We start from the raw sequence: 21,246 nt of genomic DNA, 5'->3' as shown, positions 1-21,246 counted from the left end.
CACGGCCCCTGCGTCAGGACTGCGCGGCCGCGACCACCGAGGTCACGGTCATCGCCGCACCACGCGCGAAGTGTTCGTCGTAGGCCTCGACGCCCAACGCCTGCCGGCACAACGCCACGCACTGGTCGTGCGAGGCCGCGAAGTTCGCCGAACCGAAGAGCGGCAGCCCGACCGACTGCCACACCCGGTCCGCACCGCCGAGCAGCATCGCGGCGTGCGACGCGGACCCGGTGACCACCGAGATCAACGCCAGCAGCTCGACCGACACCGCGATGCCCAGCAGGTCGTGGAACTTCTCCTTGATGCGCAACGACGTCGTGGCCAGCTCGCGCGCCTCGACGACGTCACCGCGTCCCATCGCCACGAAAGCCAGGACGTACAACGCGAACGCGCGCGCCCACAACTCACCGTTCTCCTCGCACACAGCGCGCGCCCTGGTGCAGATCTCCGCCGCACGGTCGAGTTCGCCGCCGAACGCCACGGTGATCGCCAACGCCACGCGCGCCATCACCACGTTGCTGTCCATGTGCCCGAGCTGGGCGTGCCGCCGGTCGGCCTCGGCCAGCAGCGTGGCGCCCAGCGGCAGGTCGTCGTCGAACACCGCCGCCGCGCCCTGCACGTAGGTCGCGAAGACGTCGGCGTCCTCGTCGTCCAGCACGGCGGCCTCGGCGCGGCAGGCCTCCAGCAGCGCCGGCACCGCGGAGGTGTTGCCCTGCAACGTCGCCAGGTATCCGTTGACCCACAACGCCTTGCAGCGCGCCCGCGACGGCTCGGTCTCCAGCGACAGCGCCCAGTTCAGCCAGTGCCGTCCCTCGGCGAACCGCCCGCAGCCGACCCAGTAGAACCACAGCGTCGCCGCCAGCCGCAGTCCCGCGTCGGCCTCGCCCGGCGTCGTCAGCGAGTGCTCCAGCGCCGCCCGCAGGTTGCCGCGTTCGGCCGTCATCGCCCCGACCGTCGCGATCTGCCGCGGCGTGAACCAGGCCCGTTCTCCTTGCACGGCAATGCCTGCGTACCAGTCACGATGGCGCATCCTCAGCAGTGGCTCTTCATCGCTCGCACGCAGCCGTGTCTGCCCGAACTGGCGCATGGTCTCCAGCAACCGATAGCGCGCCACGCCCGCGTGTTCTTCGCGCTGCAACACGGACTTGTCGACCAGCCCGTCCACCGCGTCGAACATGAAGTCCGCGGTCAGCGCGTCGTCGGAGCACACCGCCTCGGCCGCGGCCAGGTCGAAGCTGCCGGCGAAGACGGACGCCCGGCCCCACAGCAGCTGTTCACGCGGCGAGCAGAGGTCGAAGCTCCACTCGATCGTCGCGAGGAGGGTCTGGTGCTGCGGCAACGCGGTCCGCCCGCCGTCGGTGAGCACCCGGAACCTGTCGTCCAGCCGCTCCAGCAGCTGCGCCGGCGTCAGCGCGCGCACCCGCAACGCCGCCATCTCGATCGCCAGCGGGATGCCGTCCAGCCGCCGGCACAGGTCCGTGACGGCCTGTTCGTTCGCGGCCGTGATGACGAACGAGCCGGGAATCGCCGCATCGGCGCGTTGGGCGAACAACGTCGCCGCCGGGTACGGCACGGACAACGGCGCCACGGACATCACCTGCTCGCCATAGACCCGTAGCGCGCGACGGGACGTGGCGATGACACGGAGATTCGGCGCCATCCGCAGCAGCGTGTCCACCAAGACCGCGCAGTGGTCCACGACGTGCTCGCAGTTGTCCAGCACCAGCAACGCGTCCTTCTCGGCCAGGAACTCCGTGAGCACGCTGAGCTGCCCGCGCCCGGTCTGGTCGACCACGCCCAGCGCCTCGGCGACGGCGTGTGGCACGAGGGCCCTGTCGCGCAACGCCGCCAGCTCCACCAGCCACACGCCGTCCGGCGGCTGCTCGCTGCGCGCCACGTGCATCGCGAGCCGCGTCTTGCCCACACCGCCGACACCGATCAGCGTGACCAGCCGGTGCCGCCTGATGAGGTCCGCGACGTGCTCGGTCTCCGGGCGGTCCACGAAGCTCGACCGGTCGGCCGGCAGGTTGCCGCGCACCAGGACAGGAGTGCGTTCCGGCAGGTCGAGGCGGGGATCGGCGGTCAGCACCGCCTGTTCGAGGTCGCGCAGCCGGGGGCCGGGCTCGATGCCGAGCTCGTCGACCAGCACGCCGCGCGCCCGCTGGAACGCGGCCAGCGACTCGGCCTGCCGCCCGCAGCGGTACAGCGCGATCATCAGCTGCACCCACAGCCGTTCGCGGAACGGGTGCTGCTCGACCAGCGCGTTGACCAGCGGCGCCACCGCGGCGTGCTCACCGAGCGCGAGCGAGCACTCCATCAACTCCTCGGTCGCGTCCATCCGCAGGTCGGTGAGCCGCGCGGACTCCTGCCTGGTCCACTCACCCGGCCGGCAGTCCGCGAGCGGGTCGCCCGTCCACAACGAGAGGGCCTCGCGCAGCATCTTCGCGGATGCCAACGGCTCGTCGCTGTGCCGTGCTGCTGCGACGAGCGCCTCGAACCGTGCCGCGTCGACGGTGTCCGCGGGCGCGTTGAGCACGTAACCCGGCTCGCGGGTGGTGATCAGCTCACCCAGTCCGGCGTCGCGGATCTGCCCCCGCAGCCGCGCGAGCAGGCTGTGCAGGGTCTTCGTGGCGCTCGCCGGTGCCTCGTCCGACCAGAGCGCGTCCACGAGCGCACTCCTCGGCACCGTCTCTCCCGGATTCAACGCCAGCCGTGCGACGAGAGTCCTCTGTCCTGCGCTGCTGAGCTGAACTGCTCCGTTCGGACCGGTGAGTTCGAGCGGTCCGAGCAGCCGGATGATCACGTTATTCGTCCTGTCGTCAGCCCCCGACAAAGGCCGGAACCGCGCCAAGATATCGCAATGGAATTCGACCCGAGAATCAACGCCCAGCGGGTGACCGCATACGCCGACCTGCGTGCCGTGCTGGCTGATCCGGTGACGTTCTCCTCCCGGAACATGGCAGGTCCGCAGGTCGCGGCCGTGGCGGCGCTGATGCCACCGGAGCAGCGGCGATTGCTGGAATTGATGTCCTCGCTCAACGCGGCGGACGGCACCAGGCATGCTCGAATTCGTGCTGCGGCGAATCAGAAATTCACTCAAATGGCCGTGCGCCACATGGCTGACTCAATTCGGGAACGCGCGAGGACCCTGCTCGACGAACTTCCGGAAGAGGCCGACTTCGTCAGCGAGTTCGCCGCCCCGTTCGCCCTGGGGGTCGTCGGGGACGTGCTCGGCGTGCCGGAAGCGGACTTCCCGCTGTTCCGCGAGTTCGTGGCACCGGTGCTGGAACTGACCAGCGGCGAGGAGGTCAGCGAACGCGTGCTCGGCTCGTACTTCGCCGGGATGAACGAGTTCTGCGCCTACTTCGGGCGCTCGGGCGCGTTCCGCGGCGGCCAGCTCTCCGAACAGGAACGGCTCTCGCTGTGCCTCGCGGTCGTCGTCGCGGGCACCGAGTCGACCACCAACCTGCTGGCGAGCACGCTGCTGCGCCTGAAGGCGAAGGAACTCCGGCTGGGCGGCGTGGTCGAGGAGGTGGTGCGGCTCGACTCGCCGTTCGTCGGGTTCTTCCGGACGGCGACGTGCCCGGTGACGATGGGCGGGGTGGAGATCGCGCAGGGCGAGCACCTGTTCCTCGACTACGCGGCGGGCAACCGCGACCCGAAGGTGTTCACCGAGGACTTCGACCCCGGCAGGCCGTCCGTGCCGGCCCACCTCGGCTTCGGGCACGGCCCGCACTACTGCCTCGGCGCCCAGCTCGCGCGGCTGGAGGGCCGGATCGTCGCCGAAGAGCTGCTCGACCGCTCGTCAGAGGTGGCCGAGCAGCCCGGCGACGTGCGCTACCGCAGGCACCTGATCAGTCACGGGCCCGCGGAGCTGCGGTTCAGACCAGGGCAGCGTCGAGGGTGATGTTCTCGACGGCCGCGAGCGCCTTGGAGACCGGGCAGTTCGCCTTGGCGCCCTCGGCGGCCGCGACGAAGTCCTCCTGGGACAGACCCGGCACGTTGGCGCGGACCGTCAGGTGGATGCCGGTGATGCCGACGCCCGCCTGGAAGCTCACCTCGGCCTTGGTGTCGATCGAGGTGGGCGGGGTGCCCGCGCCGGTGAGGCCGTGGGAGAGCGCCATCGAGTAGCAGGCCGAGTGCGCAGCGGCGATGAGCTCCTCGGGGCTGGTCTTGCCGCCCGCCTCCTCGGCGCGCGCCTTCCAGTCGATGTCGAAGCTGCCGCTGTTGGAGGTGGCGAGGCTGACGTTCCCCTTGCCCTCGACGAGGGAGCCTTCCCAGTGAGCGTTTGCCGTCTGCTTGATGGCCATGATCACGATGTCCTTAGGTCGGAGCAAGCTGTCTGAGACCACCTTTTCACGGGTGGGCCGGGAGATCACCCCGAGAACCGCTCGACTCCGGCTGGGAGAGTCGGTCGTGTGAACGTCGTGCTGCCACCCCGTGTCGCCGCCGGAGACCGGGTCCGCCTCGTCTCGCCCGCCAGCTACCCGGACGAGGAGGGGCTCGCCGAGTCGGTGGAGGTGCTGGAGAGCTGGGGTTTGGTCGTCGAGATCGGCAAGCACGCCTTGGACCGCCACGGCTACATGGCGGGCTACGACCAAGACAGGCTGGCCGATCTCAACGACGCCTATCGCGATCCCGGCGTGCGGGCGATCTTCGCCACGCGTGGCGGTGCGGGCTCCTACCGCATCGCGCACGACGTCGACTTCGCTGCCGTGCGGGCCGACCCCAAGCCGTTGGTCGGGTTCAGCGACATCACGAACCTGCACCTCGCGCTGTGGCGGCACTGCCGCGTCACCGGGATCCACGGGTTCCTCGCCGGAGCGCGGTCCGCGGCCTCGACGCGGTCGTTGCTGATGGAGACCGGACCCGCGGTACTGCACCGGGACCCAGCGGTGCTCACCGCGGCCGTTCGCGTGGGTGGCTCGGCCACCGGCAACGTCGTCGGCGGTCACCTCGGCACCCTCGGCTGGTCCGTGGGCACCGGACTGCTCGACCTGGACGGCGCGATCCTCTTCCTGGAGGCCCCACGCGCCGTCGGACTCGGTCACGTCGACCGGCAGCTGACGCAACTCATCCGCTCGGGCTCGCTGAACGGACTGCGAGGGGTCGCGCTCGGCCGCTTCCCGGGGTTCGAGGACTACACCGACCGCGACTGGACCGTCCTCGACGTCCTGCGCGACCGCCTGGAGACCCTGGACGTGCCGGTGCTCGGAGGCCTGGACGTCGGCCACGGCGACGAACCGCTGTCACTGGCCCTTGGACCAATCGCCGAGTTGGACGCCGACACGGGGACGCTCGTGGTCGGGCCGGCAGTCCGCTGAAACGAAAGAAGTCCGGCACCCAGGGGGTGCCGGACTTCTTTCGAGAGCGGATGACGAGACTCGAACTCGCGACCCTCACCTTGGCAAGGTGATGCGCTACCAACTGCGCTACATCCGCACTGCCTTACGGGAGAGAACTATACAACAGGCCTTAAACGGCATCTTGCGAGGGGGGTGCCAAACCGGCCAGCAGTTGATCTACCTCGTCCAACTGCTCCTTCGGCCACCGCCACTCCCACAGCGCCCGCACCTTCGGCAGCACGTCGACCGGCAGCCACGCGGCCACCTCCTCGCGGAGGTCCCAGTCGTCGAACACGTGCTCGTAGAAACTGATCAGTGCCGCGTTCTCCAGGAACTGCTCGGGCTGGTGGAAGCACCAGTGCGCGAAGCCGTACGCGCGCCGCAGCACGTCGTCGTCCTGCTCCCGGTGCGCTTCCTGGGCCAGCTGGTACAGCTCGGAGAAGAAGACGTGGCAGGACCACTCCTCGGTCTCGGCGACAGCCCTGAGTTCCGGCAGCAGGGCCGAAGCGCGTTCTCGCCAGTCCACCACGCGCCTGACGATAGTCGCTGGATCTTGTCGCGCCGACCGTCCGACGCCCACCTGTGACCGTCCTGTCACCGATCGCGTTGCGCTGATCAGCCCACTACTAACGGATGGTCTTGTGTATCGACCTGTTCTCATCAAGGAGCAGTTCTGGCCCCTTGTGGCATGTTGAAGCCTGTGATGGTCGACGAGAACGAGGTCGACCGGGACCTGCTCGCCAGGGTGCGCGAGGGAGACGACTCGGCCTACGGCGAACTGTTCTCCCGGCATGCGGACGCGATCCGCCGTTTTTCTCTCAGGCACGTCCGGGAGGCGGCCGAGGCCGACGACCTCACCGCTGAATCGTTCTTCCGCATGCTGCAGGCGATCCGCCGCGGCAGCGGGCCCACCGACCACGTCCGCACCTACCTGCTCACCGTCGCCCGCCGGGTGGCGTGGGAGTGGAGCGGCCGGCGTCGCGACGTGCCGGTGGAGGACGAGGAGCTGGGGCGTCGTGTCGAGCCGGTGAGCGACAACGCGAACAGCAGAGCCGAGCACAACCTCATCACCAGGGCCTTCTCCAGCCTGCCCGAACGCTGGCGGGTCGTGCTGTGGCGCGTCGAGGTCGAGGGCGAGCGCCCCGCCACCGTGGCACCGCACTTCGGGCTCTCGCCCAACGCCATGTCGGCGTTGGCCCGTCGTGCGCGTGAGGGGCTGCGTGCGGCGTACCTGCAGGCCCACCTCGCGGCCGACGACGGGCGTTCGTCGTGCGCGGCGATCCGCTCCAAGCTCGGCACCTACACCGCGGGCGGCGTCCAGGGCGTCGAGGAACGCCGGATCCGCGCCCACCTCGACACCTGTTCCGCCTGCACGCAGCTCCACACCGAGCTGAACGAGGTCTGCGCGACGCTGCGGGCCAGCGCGGCGTACCTGGTCGTGCCCGCGCTGGGGCTCGCGTTCGCCGGGAAGGTGCTGTTCACCAAGGCGAAGCTGGCGGTCGCGGCGGCGAGCGTGGCGACGGTCGGGCTCTTCGGGACGATGGCCGCCGTGTTCAACGGCGCGCCGGGCGTGGCCGTGCTGCAGCCGGACCAGAACCCGGTGATCGCCATGAGCACTTCCGGGTCGTCCAGCTCCGAGCACAGCCAGGAGCTCGTGGTGGCCCAGCCGCCCCCTCCCGGGCAGCAGCGGGTCGAGCCGCAGGAGAACGTGGTCAACCCCGCCGGACAGCGCCAGGAGACCGTGCGCAAGACCTCCTCGTCCGTGCCGGCGCCGACCAGCGAGCAGAGCCAGGAACCGCCGGGCGAACGGGCCGAGAAGGTCGTGACGACGTCGGAGCAGTCCGACCTGGTCAGCACGGCGCAGACGACGTCGCGTGAGATCAACTCGCTCAACACGCCGTCGTCGCCGACCGATCCGCCGACCTCCGAGCCCTGCTCGACGCCGCAGACCACGGTCACGACGATCACGCTCTACCCGAAACCGGCAATCGAAGACTGACGGTGACGATCAAGCCCGGCCGAGTTCACCCACAAGGCTCTGCCCGCGCCAGGTACGGTTTGTCCAAGACCGACCGAACGTGGGAGACGGGTACATGACGCGGCTGGTGCGCGGTGCTGACGGCCGGATGTGGACTGTCCACAGCCGCATCGAGTGGCGCAATCCCGCGGAGTCCGACGACTTCGAACACGACGTCAGCGGCGGCATCCTGCCCGGCATCATGATGGCCGGGATGCTCGTGGTGATGGTGGTCGTGCTGATCGCCTGGACGCCGGCGCAGGTCGTCGTGCCCGCCTGGCTGATCCTCGCGCTGATCTTCCTGTTCGCGTTCTTCCCGGTCCGCTGGGCGCTGCGTCGCCCGCACACGCTGGTCGCGGAGAGCAAGGCCACGGCCGACGAGCTGCCGCCCGAGCGCTGGATCGGGTCCGTCCGCGGTCCGATGGCCGTGCGCCAGGAGGCCTCCCGGGTCGCCCGCACGATCGAGATGCACTCGCTGCCGGACGTCGAAGGTCCGTTGCAACCCGTCGACTGATGCGACACTGGACCGGTGCCCGAACTACCCGAGGTAGAAGCACTGGTCCACCACCTGCGTGAGAACGCGGTGGGCCGTGTGGTGCACCGCGTCGACGTCGCCTCGCTGCAGGTGCTCAAGACGTTCGACCCGCCGTGGACGGCGCTCCACGGCCAGGAGGTCGTCGCCGCGCACCGGCACGGCAAACACCTCGACCTGGAGGTCGCCGACGGCCTGCACCTGGTCGTCCACCTCGCCCGAGCAGGCTGGCTGCGCTGGGCGGACACGATGTCCGCGCCACCGCCCAAACAGGGCCGCGGGCCGCTCGCGTTGCGCGTCCACCTCGGGCCGCCCGGTCAGGGTCCCGGCTTCGACCTGACGGAAGCGGGTACGAAGAAGGGTCTCGCGGCGTGGATCGTGCGCGATCCTCAGTCGATCGCGAGCGTGGCTCGGCTCGGTCCCGACGCGCTGGGGATCACCCGCACGCAGCTGGAAGACCTGTTCGACAAGCGGACCGAGCGGCTGAAGACGTCGCTCACGGACCAGACCCTGATCGCGGGCATCGGCAACGCCTACTCCGACGAGATCATGCACATGGCGCGGCTCTCGCCGTACGCGACGACGGGCAAGCTGAACTCCGAACAGCTCGACCACCTGCACGAGGCGATGCTGACGACGCTGACCGATGCTGTCGCACGGTCCGTGGGGCAGGACGCCGCACGGTTGAAGGGCGAGAAGCGGTCGGGGCTGCGGGTGCACGCGCGCACGGGGCTGCCGTGCCCGGTCTGCGGTGACACGGTTCGTGAGGTGTCGTTCGCGGACAAGGCCTTCCAGTACTGCCCGACGTGCCAGACCGGGGGCAAGCCGCTGGCCGACCGCCGGTTGTCCCGGCTGCTCAAATGACGATCAGGACCTCCAGGGTGCGGGGGCCGTGGACGCCCTCCACCCGGTTGAGCTCGATGTCGCTCGTCGCCGACGGTCCGCTGATGAACGTCAGCGGGCGCGTGGGTTCCAAGCGCCTCAACGCTTCCGGCACCGACGCCGCGATCTGGTCCACCCGCACCACGCACAGGTGGTAGTCGGGCAGCAGGGTGAGCGCGCGGCGGCCCTGGCCCTCGCCGGCGTCCAGCACGATCGTGCCGGTGTCGGCGATCGCGACCGCGCACCCGGTCAGCACGCCGTCGGCCTGGTCGAGCTCCTCGATGCCCAGGGGCTCGCGCAGCCACGTGACACCGTCGACGAGCCACTCGTCCGGGAGGCCTTCCGGCGCGACGATCCGCTTGCCCTTCAAGACTTGCAGAGCCTCCGGCACGTCGGTGACGGTGTGCACGATCGCGCGGTAGTCGGCGACCCTTTCGGCGAACAGCTCGACGCCGCCCGGGCCCTCCTGGTCGTAGCCGCGGACGACCGGTGCGGCCGCGGGCACCCGCGCGTCGCGGATGCGCTGGAGGATCTCTTCTCGTGCGCTAGCCACGGTTCTTCCTCCACCAGGCGCGGAACGACTCGGTCGGCGGTGCGGGCACGTCACGGGAGGACGTCCACTTCGACCCCGGCCACGGCAGCGACGTGATCTTGCCGTCGCGGGCCAGGAACCGGGCCAGGGAACCGGCTTTCTGGGACTTCTCGTAGCGCGAGGCCTCCCGGAAGATCCACGCGGCGGCCGCCATCGCGACGGACTCCGCCGTGCGTCCCTTGGCCTCCACGGCCTCGGCGCGCAGGTGCGTGAGGACGGACGGGATGTCGATCCGCACCGGGCAGACCTCGAAGCACGCGCCGCACAGCGAAGAGGCGTAAGGAAGTGACGCGGCCTGCGGGTCGTGCATGTCTCCGACCAGCTGCGGCGTCAGGATCGCGCCGATCGGGCCGGGGTAGACCGAGCCGTACGACTTGCCGCCGGTGCGTTCGTAGACCGGGCAGACGTTGAGGCACGCGGAGCACCGGATGCACCGGAGCGCCTGGCGCCCGACGGAGTCCTCCAGCGTCGAGGTGCGGCCGTTGTCGATCAGCACGAGGTGGAAGCTCTGCGGGCCGTCGCCGGGCGTCACGCCGGTCCAAACGCTCGTGTACGGGTTCATCCGCTCCGCCGTGGACGAGCGGGGCAACAGCTGCAGGAAGACCTCGAGGTCCTGCCACGTGGGCACGAGCTTCTCGATGCCCATCACGGTGATCAGGGTGTCCGGCAGCGTCAGGCACATCCGGCCGTTGCCCTCTGACTCCAGCACCACGATCGACCCGGTGTCGGCGACGGCGAAGTTCGCTCCCGAGATGGCGACCTTGGTGGTCAGGAACTTCTCGCGCAGGTAGACGCGCGCGGCCTCGGCGAGGTCCGCCGGTTCGTCGGAGACCTCGACACCCATGCGGCGCTGGAAGATCTCGCGGATCTCCGAGCGGTTGCGGTGGATCGCGGGCACCAGGATGTGCGACGGCCGGTCGTCGCCGAGCTGCACGATCAGCTCGGCGAGGTCGGTCTCGATCGCGTGCACGCCACCGGCCTCGAGCGCCTCGTTGAGCCCGATCTCGGCCGTGGCCATGGACTTGACCTTGACGACCTCGTCCGTGCCCGCGTCCCGGCAGAGGCCGAGCACGATCCGGTTCGCCTCCTCGGCGTCGCGCGCCCAGTGGACGACTCCGCCGCGTGCGGTGACCGACTCCTCGAGCTGGACCAGGAGCGTGTCGAGGCGCGCCAGGACGTCGTCCTTGATCTGCTCGCCGGCGACCCTGAGCATCTCCCAGTCGGTCATCTCGGCGACCGCGGCCTCGCGGCGTCCCCGGATGGTGCCGGTGGCCCTGCGCAGGTTCTGCCGCAGCTGGGTGTCCTGCAGAGCCTCCTTGGCGGCCTTGGGGAACGTCGGGCTGCCCAGCCACGTCACCGGGTTGCGAGCCACGGTTCCTCCTCCGTCGAAGCCAGGATCTCCGCCAGGTGCACCGGCCGCACGCCCGCGCGCAGCCGCGAGAGCCCACCTCCGATGTGCATGAGGCAGGAGTTGTCACCAGCGGACAGCACCTCGGCGCCGGTGTCCAGCACGCACCGCATCTTGTCCGCGAGCATCGCCGTGGACGTCTCGGCGTTCTTGATCGCGAACGTGCCGCCGAAGCCGCAGCACTGCGTCGCGTCCGGCAGCTCCACCAGATCGAGTGCCTTCACGGCCCTGAGCAGCGCCAACGGCTTGTCGCCGACCCCCAGCATGCGCAGCGAGTGGCACGTGGGGTGGTAGGTGACCCGGTGGGGGAACCAGGCGCCGACGTCCGTCAGCCCGAGCACGTCGACGAGGAACTCCGCGAGCTCGAACGTGCGCGGCGGGGACTCACCCAGGGTGGGATGGATCTCCCGGACCATGCCGGCGCACGACCCGGATGGCGCAACCACGTAGTCGTAGCTCCCGAAGACGTCGGTGTACTTGCGCGCCAACGGCTTCGACTGCTCCCGGTAGCCGGTGTTGAAGTGCATCTGGCCGCAGCACGTCTGATCGAGCGGGAACTCGACCGAACAGTCGAGCCGCTCCAGCAGTCGCACCACGGCACGGGCCGTCTCCGGGAAGAACGTGTCAGTCAGGCAGGTCGCGAACAGAGCCACTTTCACCCGCACACCCTCTCCCCAAATTCATCGGATGTCTACCCGGATCGGTGGACCGTACGGGGGTACGCCGGGCGCGCCTCTTGCTATAGGGGTGCCCCACAGCACAGCATGTGCACCGTGGGCGACCTGTTGACCGAGCGCGCCGTGCTCGGTGTCATCGCGACCCTGGCCGTTCTTGGCCTCTTCGTGATGCTGTGCCGCGCTCGACGAGTCAGCACCTCCGTCGAGGATGCTGTGATGGACATGCTCGACCGGATGTCCAGGGCGTCGAGCGACCTCCGCGCGGGCCTGACCGAGGAGGCCGCGAACAAGGCGACGCCTCACCTGCGCGAGATGCTGCGGTGCGTCGCGGTCGCCATCACCGACGAAGAAGGCACTGTCCTGTCGTGGGACGGCGGCGCGAACGACCACTACGAGTACCTCCGCGACACGGTCGCCCGTGCCATCAACAACTGCCACAAGGAACACGTCGACCACCGCAAGCTCGGCTGCGAGCTGCAGGGCCCGTGCTCACTGCACAGCGTCGTCGTGGTGCCCCTGGTCGTCGAGGGAGACGTCGCCGGCACGTTGATCGTGGTCAGCGGCGTGGCGTCGAAGCGCCAGATCCGCATGGCCGAGGAGACCGCCCGCTTCGTCTCGACCCAGCTGGAGCTGGAGGTCGTCCAGAAGCAGCGCCAGGCCCTCGCCCAGGCCGAGGTGAAGGCGCTGAGGGCGCAGATCTCGCCGCACTTCGTCTACAACGCGCTGAACACGATCTCGTCGCTCATCCGCACGGACCCGTCGCACGCCCGTGAGCTGCTGCAGGAGTTCGCGGAGTTCACGCGCTACTCGTTCCGCACCGACGGCTTGTTCACGACCCTCGCCGATGAGTTGACCAACATCCACAGGTATCTGACCATCGAACAGGCGCGGTACGGCTCGCGTCTGAACGTGCGGCTGCGCATCGCCCCCGAGGTCCTGCAGGTCGTCCTGCCGTTCCTCGTCCTGCAGCCCCTGGTCGAGAACGCGGTGCGGCACGGCCTGGCCAAGAAGCCCGGTGGCGGCATGCTCACCATCACCGCCGAGGACAACGGCAACGAGGCCCTGATCAGCGTCGAGGACGACGGCGTCGGCATGGACCCCGAGCGGCTCGACGACATCAAGGACGCCCACCAGACGGGCGCGCACGTCGGCATCGGCAACATCAACGACCGCATGAGGACCGTGTTCGGCGTGGAGTACGCGCTCGTCGTGGAGACAGCCCCGAACGCGGGCACGAAGGTGATCCTCAACGTGCCGAAGTTCGCCCGCAACGTGCTGCCGAACCTGAACATCGGGTCGCAGATGACCGACGAACCGATGACGAACGAGCAGCCGGCGATCCGCGCCTGAACTTTCCGAAAGTTGCAGCATCAATCATGCTCAACCTCGGTGCGAAAGCTGCCGATTGTGGTGTTGACCAATGAACAGCCGGTCGTTTGAGCAACCAGAGGCCGGCCGCGAGCAAAGGCCACATCCCGTGCACGAATCACCGTCACCCGAGCGCGTCCGCGTCTGCATCAAGTGCACCGCCAAGGGGTTCAGCAGCTGCAAGTGCTGACAGGCACGCAGGTCAGCGCGCTGCAACCGCCAAGGTCGTGATCAGCACGACGGCGCACACGCTCCAGCTCACCCACATCCAGTAGATGTGCATCGGCGTCGGCCCGGCGGCGTTCTGCCTGCCCCGGTCGTCCCACCACTCGACATACCGTTCGAGCCAGCGGATCGGGTTGAACGTCACAGCCCGAACCTAGCACCACGACTGCCTGGCCTCACCTCGTCTTCCAGCGCTCAGCAGGGCACCTCGCGCCACCGGCCCCCGCCCCCCCATATGCCCGATATGGGGGGCGGGGGCCGGCGACGCGGTGCACCCGCCTGCCCGTCGGAAGACGGGGCAAGGCCAGACAGTCGTGGCGCTGGCACCCTTGTGTTCCAGGTCACGCGGGAGCAACCGGCCACCATCGAGGCTCCCGCGTGTCCTCGAAACGCACGTACTGTCGAGTACATGAGCGTCACGGACAAGATCGCGGCCCGCCTCCCGAGGGTCATGGACCGGGGTGAGCGGCCTCCGGTGGTCGCGGCGGTGCGGCTGCACGGGGTCATCACCCCGCAGTCCTCGCCCGTCGCGCGCAACACGATCAACCTCCAGAACGTCGAGTCGGCGATCAACCGCGCGTTCGACAACGAGCGCCTGATCGCCGTGGCCCTGCTCATCAACTCTCCGGGCGGCGCTCCGACGCAGTCCGCCCTCATCGCCGAGCGCATCCGCGAGCTCGCCACCAAGAAGCACGTGCCGGTGCTCGCGTTCTGCGAGGACGTGGCGGCGTCCGGCGGCTACTGGCTGGCGTGCGCGGGCGACGAGATCTACGCGCACGGCACGAGCCTCGTCGGGTCCATCGGTGTCGTGAGCGCCGGGTTCGGGCTCAACGGCCTGCTGGACAAGGCCGGCGTGGAGCGCCGCGTCTACACGGCGGGCGAGAACAAGGTCCGGCTCGACCCGTTCCAGGCGGAGAAGCCCGAGGACGTCGAGTGGCTCAAGGGTCTGCACGCCGACCTGCACGAGCAGTTCAAGGCGTGGGTGACCGAACGCCGCGGCGCCAAGCTCAAGAGCGAGGAAGACCTCTTCAGCGGGGAGATCTGGACCGGCATCAAGGCCCAGCAGCTCGGCCTGATCGACGGCATCGGCACCATCCGGACCGTCATCGCCAAGCGTTTCCCGGACGCCGAGCTCACGATCGCGGAACCGCGCAAGCCCTTGCTGGCCAAGCTCGGGCTGACCGGCGCGTCCACCCGATCGGGCGATCTCGTGACGCAGGTGCTGGCGAGCGTGGAGGAACGTGCGCGCTGGTCCCGATTCGGGCTCTGAGCATCAGTTCGGTTTCACCGGGCGTGTCGCCGCCTACCCCGGCGTAGACACGGCTGCACATTGGTGGGCAAGATGCCCAGCACAGTGAGTACCCAAGACAACACCGGTCTCCTCGTCCTCGCAGTCGATGACGAGGCCCCTGGGCTGAGCGAGATCAAGTTCCTGCTCGAGAGCAGTCCTCACATCCGGCGCGTCCTCACGGCCTTCGACGCCGCCGAGGCACTGCGCATCCTGAGGGGTGACTACGAGCAGGAGGTCATCGACCGGTCGAAGAACGGCCTGCCGCCGGTCGACGCCGTCTTCGCCGACATCAACATGCCCGGGTTGTCCGGCATGGATCTCGCACGGGTGCTCAGCGCGTTCCGGTACCCGCCCGCGCTCGTGTTCGTGACGGGTGTCGAGGAACGGGACGCGCTCGTCACGGCGTTCGACGTCGGCGCGCTGGACTTCATCAACAAGCCGATCAACGAGGAACGGGTCCTCAAGGCGATCGCGCGGGTCGCGGACCGGGTGGGGCGCACGACGGCTCCGGCGGCCCAGTCGAACCCGTCCGCGCAGAACCCCGCCGAACCGACCGACGACGAGGTCATCCCCGTCGAGCTCGGCGGCACCATCAAGCTCGTGCCGCGCGCGTCCGTGCGGTACGTCGAGGCGCAGGGCGACTACGCCCGCCTCCACACGCAGGACGGCAGCCACCTCGTCCGCATCCCGCTCGCGCAGCTCGAGGAACGCTGGGCGAACGCGGGTTTCGTGCGCATCCACCGCTCGTACCTTGTGGCGTTGCCACTGGTCAGCGAGTTGCGCATGACGGCGAACGGCTACGCGGTGGTCATCGGCACCGGTGAGGGCGCCAAGGAGCTCCCGGTCAGCCGCCGGCACACCAAGGAGCTCAAGGAGCGGATCGTGCGACCGCCGAAGAGCGGCTGGTGAGCAGGCACGACGCGGGGAAGCCCGAACCGCCCGCCCGGGAGGCCTGGCTCGGTGAGCAGGGCAGCAGGCCACGCCGCCGCAGGGTCGTGCTCGCGGACTCCACGAAGAAGAGCGGCAAGGCTTTACGCACGATCATCGAGCTGGAGGAGCAGACCAGCGTCGGTGAGAAGCTGGTCCGCGACCTCATCCGGCAGCAGCTCAAGTCCGCGTTCGGGATCGCGTTCGCGGTGCTGATCGGCATGTGCCTGTTGCCGATCACCTTCTACCTGGTCCCGTCCATCGGGGACCTGAAGATCCTCGGCATCCCCGTCCCGTGGCTCGTGCTCGGCCTCGCCCCCTTCCCGATCCTCTACGGCGTCGGGTGGGTCTTCCGCAGGCAGGCCGAACGGCACGAGCGCGACTTCGTGAACATGGTCGACCGCTGACATGGACACCACCTACTGGAGCCTCGGCGCGATAGTCCTCGTTGCGGGCGTGACGTTCCTGCTCGGCTACGTCGGGTCGCGCAAGGCGAACACCACCCCGGACTTCCTGGTGGCGCGCCGCGCGATCCCGGCCACCCGCAACGCCGCCGCGATCTCCGGCGAGTACCTGTCCGCCGCGTCGTTCCTCGGTGTCGCCGGGCTCGTGCTCAAGGACGGCGTCGACGCCCTCTGGTACCCGATCGGCTTCACCGCCGGCTACCTCGCGCTGCTGCTGTTCGTCGCCGCGCCGCTGCGCCGTTCCGGTGCCTACACGCTGCCGGACTTCGCCGAGGCACGGCTCGGATCGGCGAACGTGCGGCACTTCAGCACGTTCTTCGTGGTGTGCATCGGCGTGCTGTACCTGGTGCCGCAGCTGCAGTCCGCGGGCCTGACGCTGACCACGATCACCGGCCTGCCCGCGTGGTTCGGCGGCCTGATCGTCACGGCCATCGTGGTGGTCAACGTGCTCGGCGGTGGCATGCGCGCGATCACGCTCGTGCAGGCGTTCCAGTACTGGGGCAAGCTCTTCGCGATCGCCGCGCCCACGTTCGTGCTGTTCGTGGTGTTCCTCGCGTCCCCGGACCGGGGCACGCAGCCGATCAGCGACGACGGCGTGGTCCGGTTCCCGACGGCCGAGTCGATCACCGTGGCCGAGCAGGACGTGAAGGTCCGCGTCGACCAGCCGCTGACGTTGAAGGTGTACGGCCAGATCGACGGCAGGAACGCGGACGGCGCGGTGTTCTGGGGCCGTGGCGTCTACGAGCTGAGCCCAGGTACGAAGATGGAGTTCACCGCGGGCAGCCCGGTGCCGGTCGTCGAGGGCTCGCCGACCACCAACTACGACTGGACGCGGCCGCAGACCGGCGGCATCTCCGAGCTGATCAGGACGTACTCGCTGATCTTCGCGACGTTCCTCGGCACGATGGGCCTGCCGCACGTCCTGGTCCGCTTCTACACCAACCCGGACGGCAAGGCGGCCCGCCGCACGGCGTTGCACGTGCTCTACCTGCTGGGCCTGTTCTACATCTTCCCGACGGTGCTGGGCGTGCTGTCGCGGCTCTACCTGCCGCAGCTGCTGGTGAACGGGAAGACCGACGCGGCGGTGCTGATGCTGCCGGAGACGATGCTGCCGAACCTGGGTGGCCAGATCGTCGGCGCGATCGTCGCGGCCGGTGCCTTCGCGGCGTTCCTGTCGACCTCGTCCGGGCTCGTCGTGTCGGTCGCCGGGGTGGTCTCGACGGACATCATGCCGGGCAAGGTTCGTGACTTCCGGTGGGCGACCGTGTTCACGGGAATCGTGGCGATCTGCCTCGCGATGGTGCTGCCGCGCTCCGACGCGTCACTGACCGTGGCGATGTCGTTCGCGTTGGCCGCGTCGACGTTCTGCCCGCTTCTCGTCCTCGGCATCTGGTGGAGGGGACTCACCTGGGTGGGTGCCGTCTGCGGTCTCGTGGTCGGTGGCGGCATGGTCATCACCGCGCAGGTCGTCAGCGTCGTCAGCTCCTACACCGGCCGCTGGGCGCCCGCGTTCATCACCCAACCTGCGCTGATCACGGTCCCGGTCGCGTTCATCATCATGATCGTGGTCAGCAAGGCGACCCGCAGACGGGTGCCCGCGGACGTCAGCCAGATCCTGCTGAGACTGCACGCGCCGGACCCGCTGGGCTTCATCCAGGACCGCTCCATCGCCCGCTTCGGGACCGCCGAGGAGAAGGCCAGACTGGCGGACGAGAAGCGCAGGGGAGCTGGGCGGACACGGTAAGTAGCCACCGTTTCAAATGGGTGAAAATTGGTCACTCGAATCGGTGAACGGTGAACTAGGTCACGCTGAGTGCTGTTCGTCTACGCATACTGACCGTTCGTCGCATCACCCGACTGCTGGGCGCAACGGCACGAACGGGGTCTTACCTGAGTGACTCAAGTCTCCATACGGTTCCTGACCAAGAACGGACCGCACCTGGAGGCATTACGTGCACGTCACGTTGCTGACACCTACGACGAGTACCGCGAGGAGGGGCCTGTGAGCACCGTCGATCACACCCCGTCTGAGTCGGCCCCAGACGCGCAGAAGTGGGCCGACGTCCAAGCGAGCGATGACTTCGCGGAGCTGAAGCATCGACTGCGAAAGTTCGTATTCCCCGTCTCCGGCCTGTTCCTCGCGTGGTACCTGCTGTACGTGCTGCTCGCGGACTACGCGCACGGCTTCATGTCCACCAAGGTGTTCGGCAACATCAACGTCGGGCTCATCTTCGGCCTGCTGCAGTTCGTGTCGACGTTCGTCATCACGACGCTGTACGTGCGGCACGCGAACAAGAACCTCGACCCGCTGGCGGAGAAGCTCCGCAACGAGATCGAGGGAGACGGCAAGTGAACGAGTCCAGCCCGATCCTCAACATCAGCATCTTCGGTGTCTTCGTCCTGATCACGCTCGTCGTGGTCATCCGGGCGAGCCGCAACACCAAGACCGCTGCCGACTACCTCGCCGCCGGACGTGCCTTCACGGGCCCGCAGAACGGCATCGCGATCGCCGGTGACTACCTGTCGGCCGCGTCGTTCCTCGGCATCGCGGGCGCCATCGCCCTCAACGGCTACGACGGCTTCCTGTACTCGATCGGCTTCCTGGTGGCGTGGCTCGTCGCGCTGCTGCTGGTCGCCGAGCTGCTGCGCAACACCGGCAAGTACACGATGGGCGACGTGCTCAGCTTCCGGATGCGCCAGCGTCCGGTCCGCGCGGCCGCCGCCACGTCGACCATGGCGGTCTCGTTCTTCTACCTGCTGGCCCAGATGGCCGGTGCGGGCGGTCTCGTCGCCCTGCTGCTCGGCATCACCGGCACCGGTGGCCAGGCCCTGGTCATCGCCGTCGTCGGCGCCCTGATGATCGCCTACGTCCTCATCGGCGGCATGAAGGGCACCACCTGGGTGCAGATCATCAAGGCCGTCCTGCTGATCGCCGGTGCGGGCATCATGACCGTCTGGGTGCTCGCCAAGTACGGCTTCAACCTCTCGTCCCTGCTCGGTGCCGCGGTCGACGCCGCCCCGAAGGCGGGCGAGAAGCTGCTCGGCCCCGGCCTGCAGTACGGCGCGACCGGCACCAGCAAGCTGGACTTCCTGTCGCTGGCCCTCGCACTGGTCCTCGGCACCGCGGGTCTGCCGCACATCCTGATGCGCTTCTACACCGTGCCCACGGCCAAGGAAGCCCGTCGTTCGGTCGTGTGGGCGATCTGGCTGATCGGCATCTTCTACCTGTTCACCCTGGTCCTGGGCTACGGCGCCGGTGCGCTCGTCGGTCCGGACAAGATCAACGCGGCTCCCGGCAAGGCCAACTCGGCCGCCCCGCTGCTCGCACTGGAACTGGGCGGCCCGATCCTGCTCGGCCTGATCGCGGCCGTCGCCTTCGCGACGATCCTCGCGGTCGTGGCCGGCTTGACGATCACGGCGTCGGCGTCGTTCGCACACGACATCTACGCCAACATCATCAAGAAGGGCCGTGAGGAGAACGGCAACGCGGAGGTCGACGAGGACAAGACCGACGAGGTGAAGGTCGCCCGGATCACGGCGATCGTCATCGGTCTCGTGTCCATCGGCGGCGGCATCGTGGCCAACGGCCAGAACATCGCGTTCCTCGTGGCGCTGGCCTTCGCGGTCGCCGCCTCGGCGAACCTGCCGACGATCCTCTACTCGCTGTTCTGGAAGAGGTTCAACACCTCGGGCGCGCTGTGGAGCATCTACGGCGGTCTGATCGTGACGATCACCCTGATCGTCCTGTCGCCCGCCGTCTCCGGCAAGCCGACCTCGATGTTCAAGAACGCCGACTTCGACCTGTTCCCGCTGTCGAACCCCGGCATCGTCTCGATCCCCGTCGCGTTCCTGCTCGGCTACATCGGCACGATCCTCTCGAAGGACAAGGCCGACCCCGCCAAGCAGGCCGAGATGGAGGTCCGCTCCCTCACGGGTGCGGGCGCCGAGAAGGCCATCGCGCACTAGAAGCAGCACTGGAGAACGGGCCGTCCCTCACGGGGGCGGCCCGTTTTTCGTGTGCAACCCTGCCGGGGCTGCTCGCGTATTGACTGCGAACGCGGCAGAAAACTTGGGGGACCGGAGTGCGACGAGACGAGGAGTTCTCGGAGTTCTTCACGAGCAGGTTCGACTGGGCGAGGCGCACGGCGTACGCGTTGTGCGGCGACTGGTCGGAGGCGGAAGAACTCGCGCAGAACGCCTTCGTGAAGGCGTATGCGAAATGGCCGAGCATCAGGCGGGAAACGGCGGAGGGATATGTCCGCACCATCGTGACGCGCCTGTTCCTCGACAGCAGGCGTCGTGGCCGCGACCGCGAACGCCCTGTCGCCGACCTGCCCGAACGCGGCGTCGGCGGTGGTTTCTCCGATCCCGACGCCCGGTTGAACGAGGCGCTGCAAAAGGTGGCGCCGAAGCAGCGGGCCGCGTTGGTGCTGCGGTTCGTGCACGACCTGTCCATCGAACAGACGGCCGCTGAGCTGGGTTGTTCGGTGGGCAACGTCAAAAGTCAGACAGCCAGGGGTTTGGCGGCGCTCCGCGAGGCGTACGGCGAACCGGTCAACTCGGAGCGTGATCGATGAACCTGGAAGACGAGCTGCGCGGAGCTCTCAACGTCTCCGCGCCGCCACCCACGACGACCTTGGACGTGGTGATGAAGCGTGGTCGGCGCCGGGTGTTCGCCCAGCGCGCCGGAGCGGTGCTCGGTGTGGTCGCGGTGGTGGCCGGCATCGGCATCGGCGCCACCACGCTGAACCAGGCCGGGCCACCTAGGCAGGCGGACCAGCCGAACCAGGGTCCTGCCGTCGTGGAGCACTCGGTGGGCTGGCCGCGGGTCAGCACGCCACCGCAGGTCCCGTACGGGACGTGGTCCCCGGCGTCCACCGCGCCGCCTCCTGACGGACGCGCGGTGCTCTCCATGCCCAGGTGCGACATCGGGTCGCGGAAGTGGGCGATGAAGGTGCCCGTCGGCTCCGTGAAGCCGAACGACGGGTTCGTCCAGAAGTGGATCGGCACGGTGCGCGAGCAGCTGCCCGAGGTGCGGGTGAGCGAGCTGTCGCCGCGGCTCGACGAGTCGACGTACATCGAGTACGCGGTCGACCTGACCGACTCCGGCGGCACCGGCAGCGTCCGGCTCACCCTGGGCAGGTTCGCGGGCACGCCGCTGCAGTACGCCGACGACAACATCTGGACGAGCGGCGACTGCGAGCCGCCGTACCGGACGACGCTGCCCGACGGCACGATCGTCCAGCTGCACAGCGTGCGCGCGGCCGAGCCGTTCCAGACGCTCCTGCAGACCATGGAGGTGTTCCAGCCGGACGGCCTGATGCTGCAGATGGAGCTGGCCAACTACGGCAGCAAGGACCTGCTTCCCGCGCAGCAGCCCGGCTACTGGGAGCGGGTCGGTCCCGGACGGGCGAACCTGCCGCTGACCGAGGCGCAGTTCGCGAGGCTCGGGCCCGCCATCGCGGGGGTGGCCTGAGGATGTCCCGTGCCGGAGGTTCACGTCCGTGCAACCTCCGGC

The 21,246-nt window shown here is 68.9% G+C and carries 21 protein-coding genes and 1 tRNA gene; 14 read left to right on the top strand and 8 right to left on the bottom strand.

What is annotated here, in order from left to right; all coding sequences use genetic code 11:
• Positions 1–13: 13 nt before the first annotated feature.
• Complete coding sequence (locus ACWF7A_RS11165) at positions 14–2,803, bottom strand: BTAD domain-containing putative transcriptional regulator (protein WP_452250305.1); 2,790 nt, start codon at positions 2,801–2,803, stop codon at positions 14–16.
• A 57-nt stretch (positions 2,804–2,860) separates the two neighbouring features.
• On the opposite strand from ACWF7A_RS11165, the gene ACWF7A_RS11160 reads away from it, so the two are divergent.
• Complete coding sequence (locus tag ACWF7A_RS11160; RefSeq protein WP_452250304.1) at positions 2,861–3,907, top strand: cytochrome P450; 1,047 nt, start codon at positions 2,861–2,863, stop codon at positions 3,905–3,907.
• Here ACWF7A_RS11160 and ACWF7A_RS11155 read toward each other — a convergent pair.
• Positions 3,882–4,310 (bottom strand): OsmC family protein, encoded by a 429-nt coding sequence (locus ACWF7A_RS11155; RefSeq protein ID WP_452250658.1) that lies wholly within the window; start codon positions 4,308–4,310, stop codon positions 3,882–3,884. The two genes, ACWF7A_RS11160 and ACWF7A_RS11155, sit on opposite strands and share 26 nt — an antisense overlap.
• A 108-nt stretch (positions 4,311–4,418) precedes the next feature.
• Between ACWF7A_RS11155 and ACWF7A_RS11150 the strand changes: the two genes are divergently transcribed.
• Positions 4,419–5,324 carry a S66 peptidase family protein gene (locus tag ACWF7A_RS11150; protein WP_452250303.1) on the top strand — a complete coding sequence of 302 codons (906 nt, stop codon included), beginning with the start codon at positions 4,419–4,421 and terminating at the stop codon, positions 5,322–5,324.
• A 45-nt stretch (positions 5,325–5,369) separates the two neighbouring features.
• On the opposite strand, the gene ACWF7A_RS11145 is transcribed toward ACWF7A_RS11150, so the two are convergent.
• Together ACWF7A_RS11145 and ACWF7A_RS11140 are read right to left on the bottom strand one after the other, a co-directional pair.
• Positions 5,370–5,442: transfer RNA gene (locus ACWF7A_RS11145), tRNA-Gly, on the bottom strand.
• A 33-nt stretch (positions 5,443–5,475) separates the two neighbouring features.
• A complete protein-coding gene (locus ACWF7A_RS11140) occupies positions 5,476–5,874 on the bottom strand; it encodes a DUF7674 family protein (protein ID WP_452250302.1) in 399 nt (132 codons plus the stop codon).
• A 159-nt stretch (positions 5,875–6,033) separates the two neighbouring features.
• On the opposite strand from ACWF7A_RS11140, the gene ACWF7A_RS11135 reads away from it, so the two are divergent.
• The 3 genes from ACWF7A_RS11135 (at position 6,034) to ACWF7A_RS11125 (ending at position 8,758) form a co-directional block, all read left to right on the top strand.
• On the top strand, positions 6,034–7,344 hold the full coding sequence (locus ACWF7A_RS11135; protein ID WP_452250301.1) for a sigma-70 family RNA polymerase sigma factor: 1,311 nt from the start codon (positions 6,034–6,036) through the stop codon (positions 7,342–7,344).
• A 94-nt stretch (positions 7,345–7,438) separates the two neighbouring features.
• The gene (locus ACWF7A_RS11130) at positions 7,439–7,876 is read left to right on the top strand and encodes a DUF983 domain-containing protein (RefSeq protein WP_452250300.1); all 438 of its coding nucleotides are present in this window, start codon (positions 7,439–7,441) and stop codon (positions 7,874–7,876) included.
• 15 nt (positions 7,877–7,891) lie between these two features.
• A complete protein-coding gene (locus ACWF7A_RS11125; protein ID WP_452250299.1) occupies positions 7,892–8,758 on the top strand; it encodes an Fpg/Nei family DNA glycosylase in 867 nt (288 codons plus the stop codon).
• On the opposite strand, the gene ACWF7A_RS11120 is transcribed toward ACWF7A_RS11125, so the two are convergent.
• The 3 genes from ACWF7A_RS11120 to ACWF7A_RS11110 are packed head-to-tail and all read right to left on the bottom strand — an operon-like array spanning position 8,751 to position 11,429.
• Complete coding sequence (locus ACWF7A_RS11120; protein ID WP_452250298.1) at positions 8,751–9,329, bottom strand: LutC/YkgG family protein; 579 nt, start codon at positions 9,327–9,329, stop codon at positions 8,751–8,753. The genes ACWF7A_RS11125 and ACWF7A_RS11120 overlap by 8 nt on opposite strands.
• Entirely contained in the window at positions 9,322–10,740 is a 1,419-nt protein-coding gene (locus ACWF7A_RS11115; RefSeq protein WP_452250297.1) for a LutB/LldF family L-lactate oxidation iron-sulfur protein, read from the bottom strand. Before ACWF7A_RS11115 ends, ACWF7A_RS11120 begins: the two co-directional genes overlap by 8 nt.
• Positions 10,722–11,429, bottom strand: a complete 708-nt coding sequence (locus ACWF7A_RS11110; protein WP_452250657.1) for a (Fe-S)-binding protein — start codon at positions 11,427–11,429, stop codon at positions 10,722–10,724. The genes ACWF7A_RS11115 and ACWF7A_RS11110 overlap by 19 nt, the downstream gene beginning before the upstream one ends.
• A 111-nt stretch (positions 11,430–11,540) precedes the next feature.
• On the opposite strand from ACWF7A_RS11110, the gene ACWF7A_RS11105 reads away from it, so the two are divergent.
• Positions 11,541–12,803: a sensor histidine kinase gene (locus ACWF7A_RS11105; protein WP_452250296.1), complete on the top strand. Its 1,263-nt coding sequence runs from the start codon at positions 11,541–11,543 to the stop codon at positions 12,801–12,803.
• Between the two features lie 220 nt (positions 12,804–13,023).
• Here ACWF7A_RS11105 and ACWF7A_RS11100 read toward each other — a convergent pair whose 3' ends face one another.
• Entirely contained in the window at positions 13,024–13,191 is a 168-nt protein-coding gene (locus ACWF7A_RS11100) for a hypothetical protein (protein WP_166048541.1), read from the bottom strand.
• Positions 13,192–13,455: 264 nt separating this feature from the next.
• Between ACWF7A_RS11100 and ACWF7A_RS11095 the strand changes: the two genes are divergently transcribed.
• From ACWF7A_RS11095 to ACWF7A_RS11060, 8 genes are all read left to right on the top strand, one after another.
• Positions 13,456–14,316 carry a S49 family peptidase gene (locus tag ACWF7A_RS11095; protein WP_452250295.1) on the top strand — a complete coding sequence of 287 codons (861 nt, stop codon included), beginning with the start codon at positions 13,456–13,458 and terminating at the stop codon, positions 14,314–14,316.
• Between the two features lie 72 nt (positions 14,317–14,388).
• On the top strand, positions 14,389–15,246 hold the full coding sequence (locus ACWF7A_RS11090; protein WP_452250294.1) for a LytR/AlgR family response regulator transcription factor: 858 nt from the start codon (positions 14,389–14,391) through the stop codon (positions 15,244–15,246).
• Positions 15,243–15,671 carry a hypothetical protein gene (locus tag ACWF7A_RS11085; protein WP_452250293.1) on the top strand — a complete coding sequence of 143 codons (429 nt, stop codon included), beginning with the start codon at positions 15,243–15,245 and terminating at the stop codon, positions 15,669–15,671. The genes ACWF7A_RS11090 and ACWF7A_RS11085 overlap by 4 nt, the downstream gene beginning before the upstream one ends.
• Position 15,672: 1 nt before the next feature.
• The gene (locus ACWF7A_RS11080; RefSeq protein WP_452250292.1) at positions 15,673–17,472 is read left to right on the top strand and encodes a sodium/solute symporter; all 1,800 of its coding nucleotides are present in this window, start codon (positions 15,673–15,675) and stop codon (positions 17,470–17,472) included.
• 258 nt (positions 17,473–17,730) lie between these two features.
• The gene (locus ACWF7A_RS11075; protein WP_089907615.1) at positions 17,731–18,081 is read left to right on the top strand and encodes a DUF485 domain-containing protein; all 351 of its coding nucleotides are present in this window, start codon (positions 17,731–17,733) and stop codon (positions 18,079–18,081) included.
• The gene (locus ACWF7A_RS11070) at positions 18,078–19,694 is read left to right on the top strand and encodes a solute symporter family protein (protein ID WP_452250291.1); all 1,617 of its coding nucleotides are present in this window, start codon (positions 18,078–18,080) and stop codon (positions 19,692–19,694) included. The genes ACWF7A_RS11075 and ACWF7A_RS11070 overlap by 4 nt, the downstream gene beginning before the upstream one ends.
• A 116-nt stretch (positions 19,695–19,810) precedes the next feature.
• Entirely contained in the window at positions 19,811–20,305 is a 495-nt protein-coding gene (locus ACWF7A_RS11065) for a SigE family RNA polymerase sigma factor (protein ID WP_452250290.1), read from the top strand.
• On the top strand, positions 20,302–21,204 hold the full coding sequence (locus tag ACWF7A_RS11060) for a hypothetical protein (RefSeq protein WP_452250289.1): 903 nt from the start codon (positions 20,302–20,304) through the stop codon (positions 21,202–21,204). Before ACWF7A_RS11065 ends, ACWF7A_RS11060 begins: the two co-directional genes overlap by 4 nt.
• Positions 21,205–21,246: the final 42 nt, after the last annotated feature.

The organism is Lentzea sp. NPDC055074, assembly GCF_053608005.1.
Note: the sequence above shows the minus strand (reverse complement) of the source record. Positions and strands in the feature narration are given on the sequence as shown.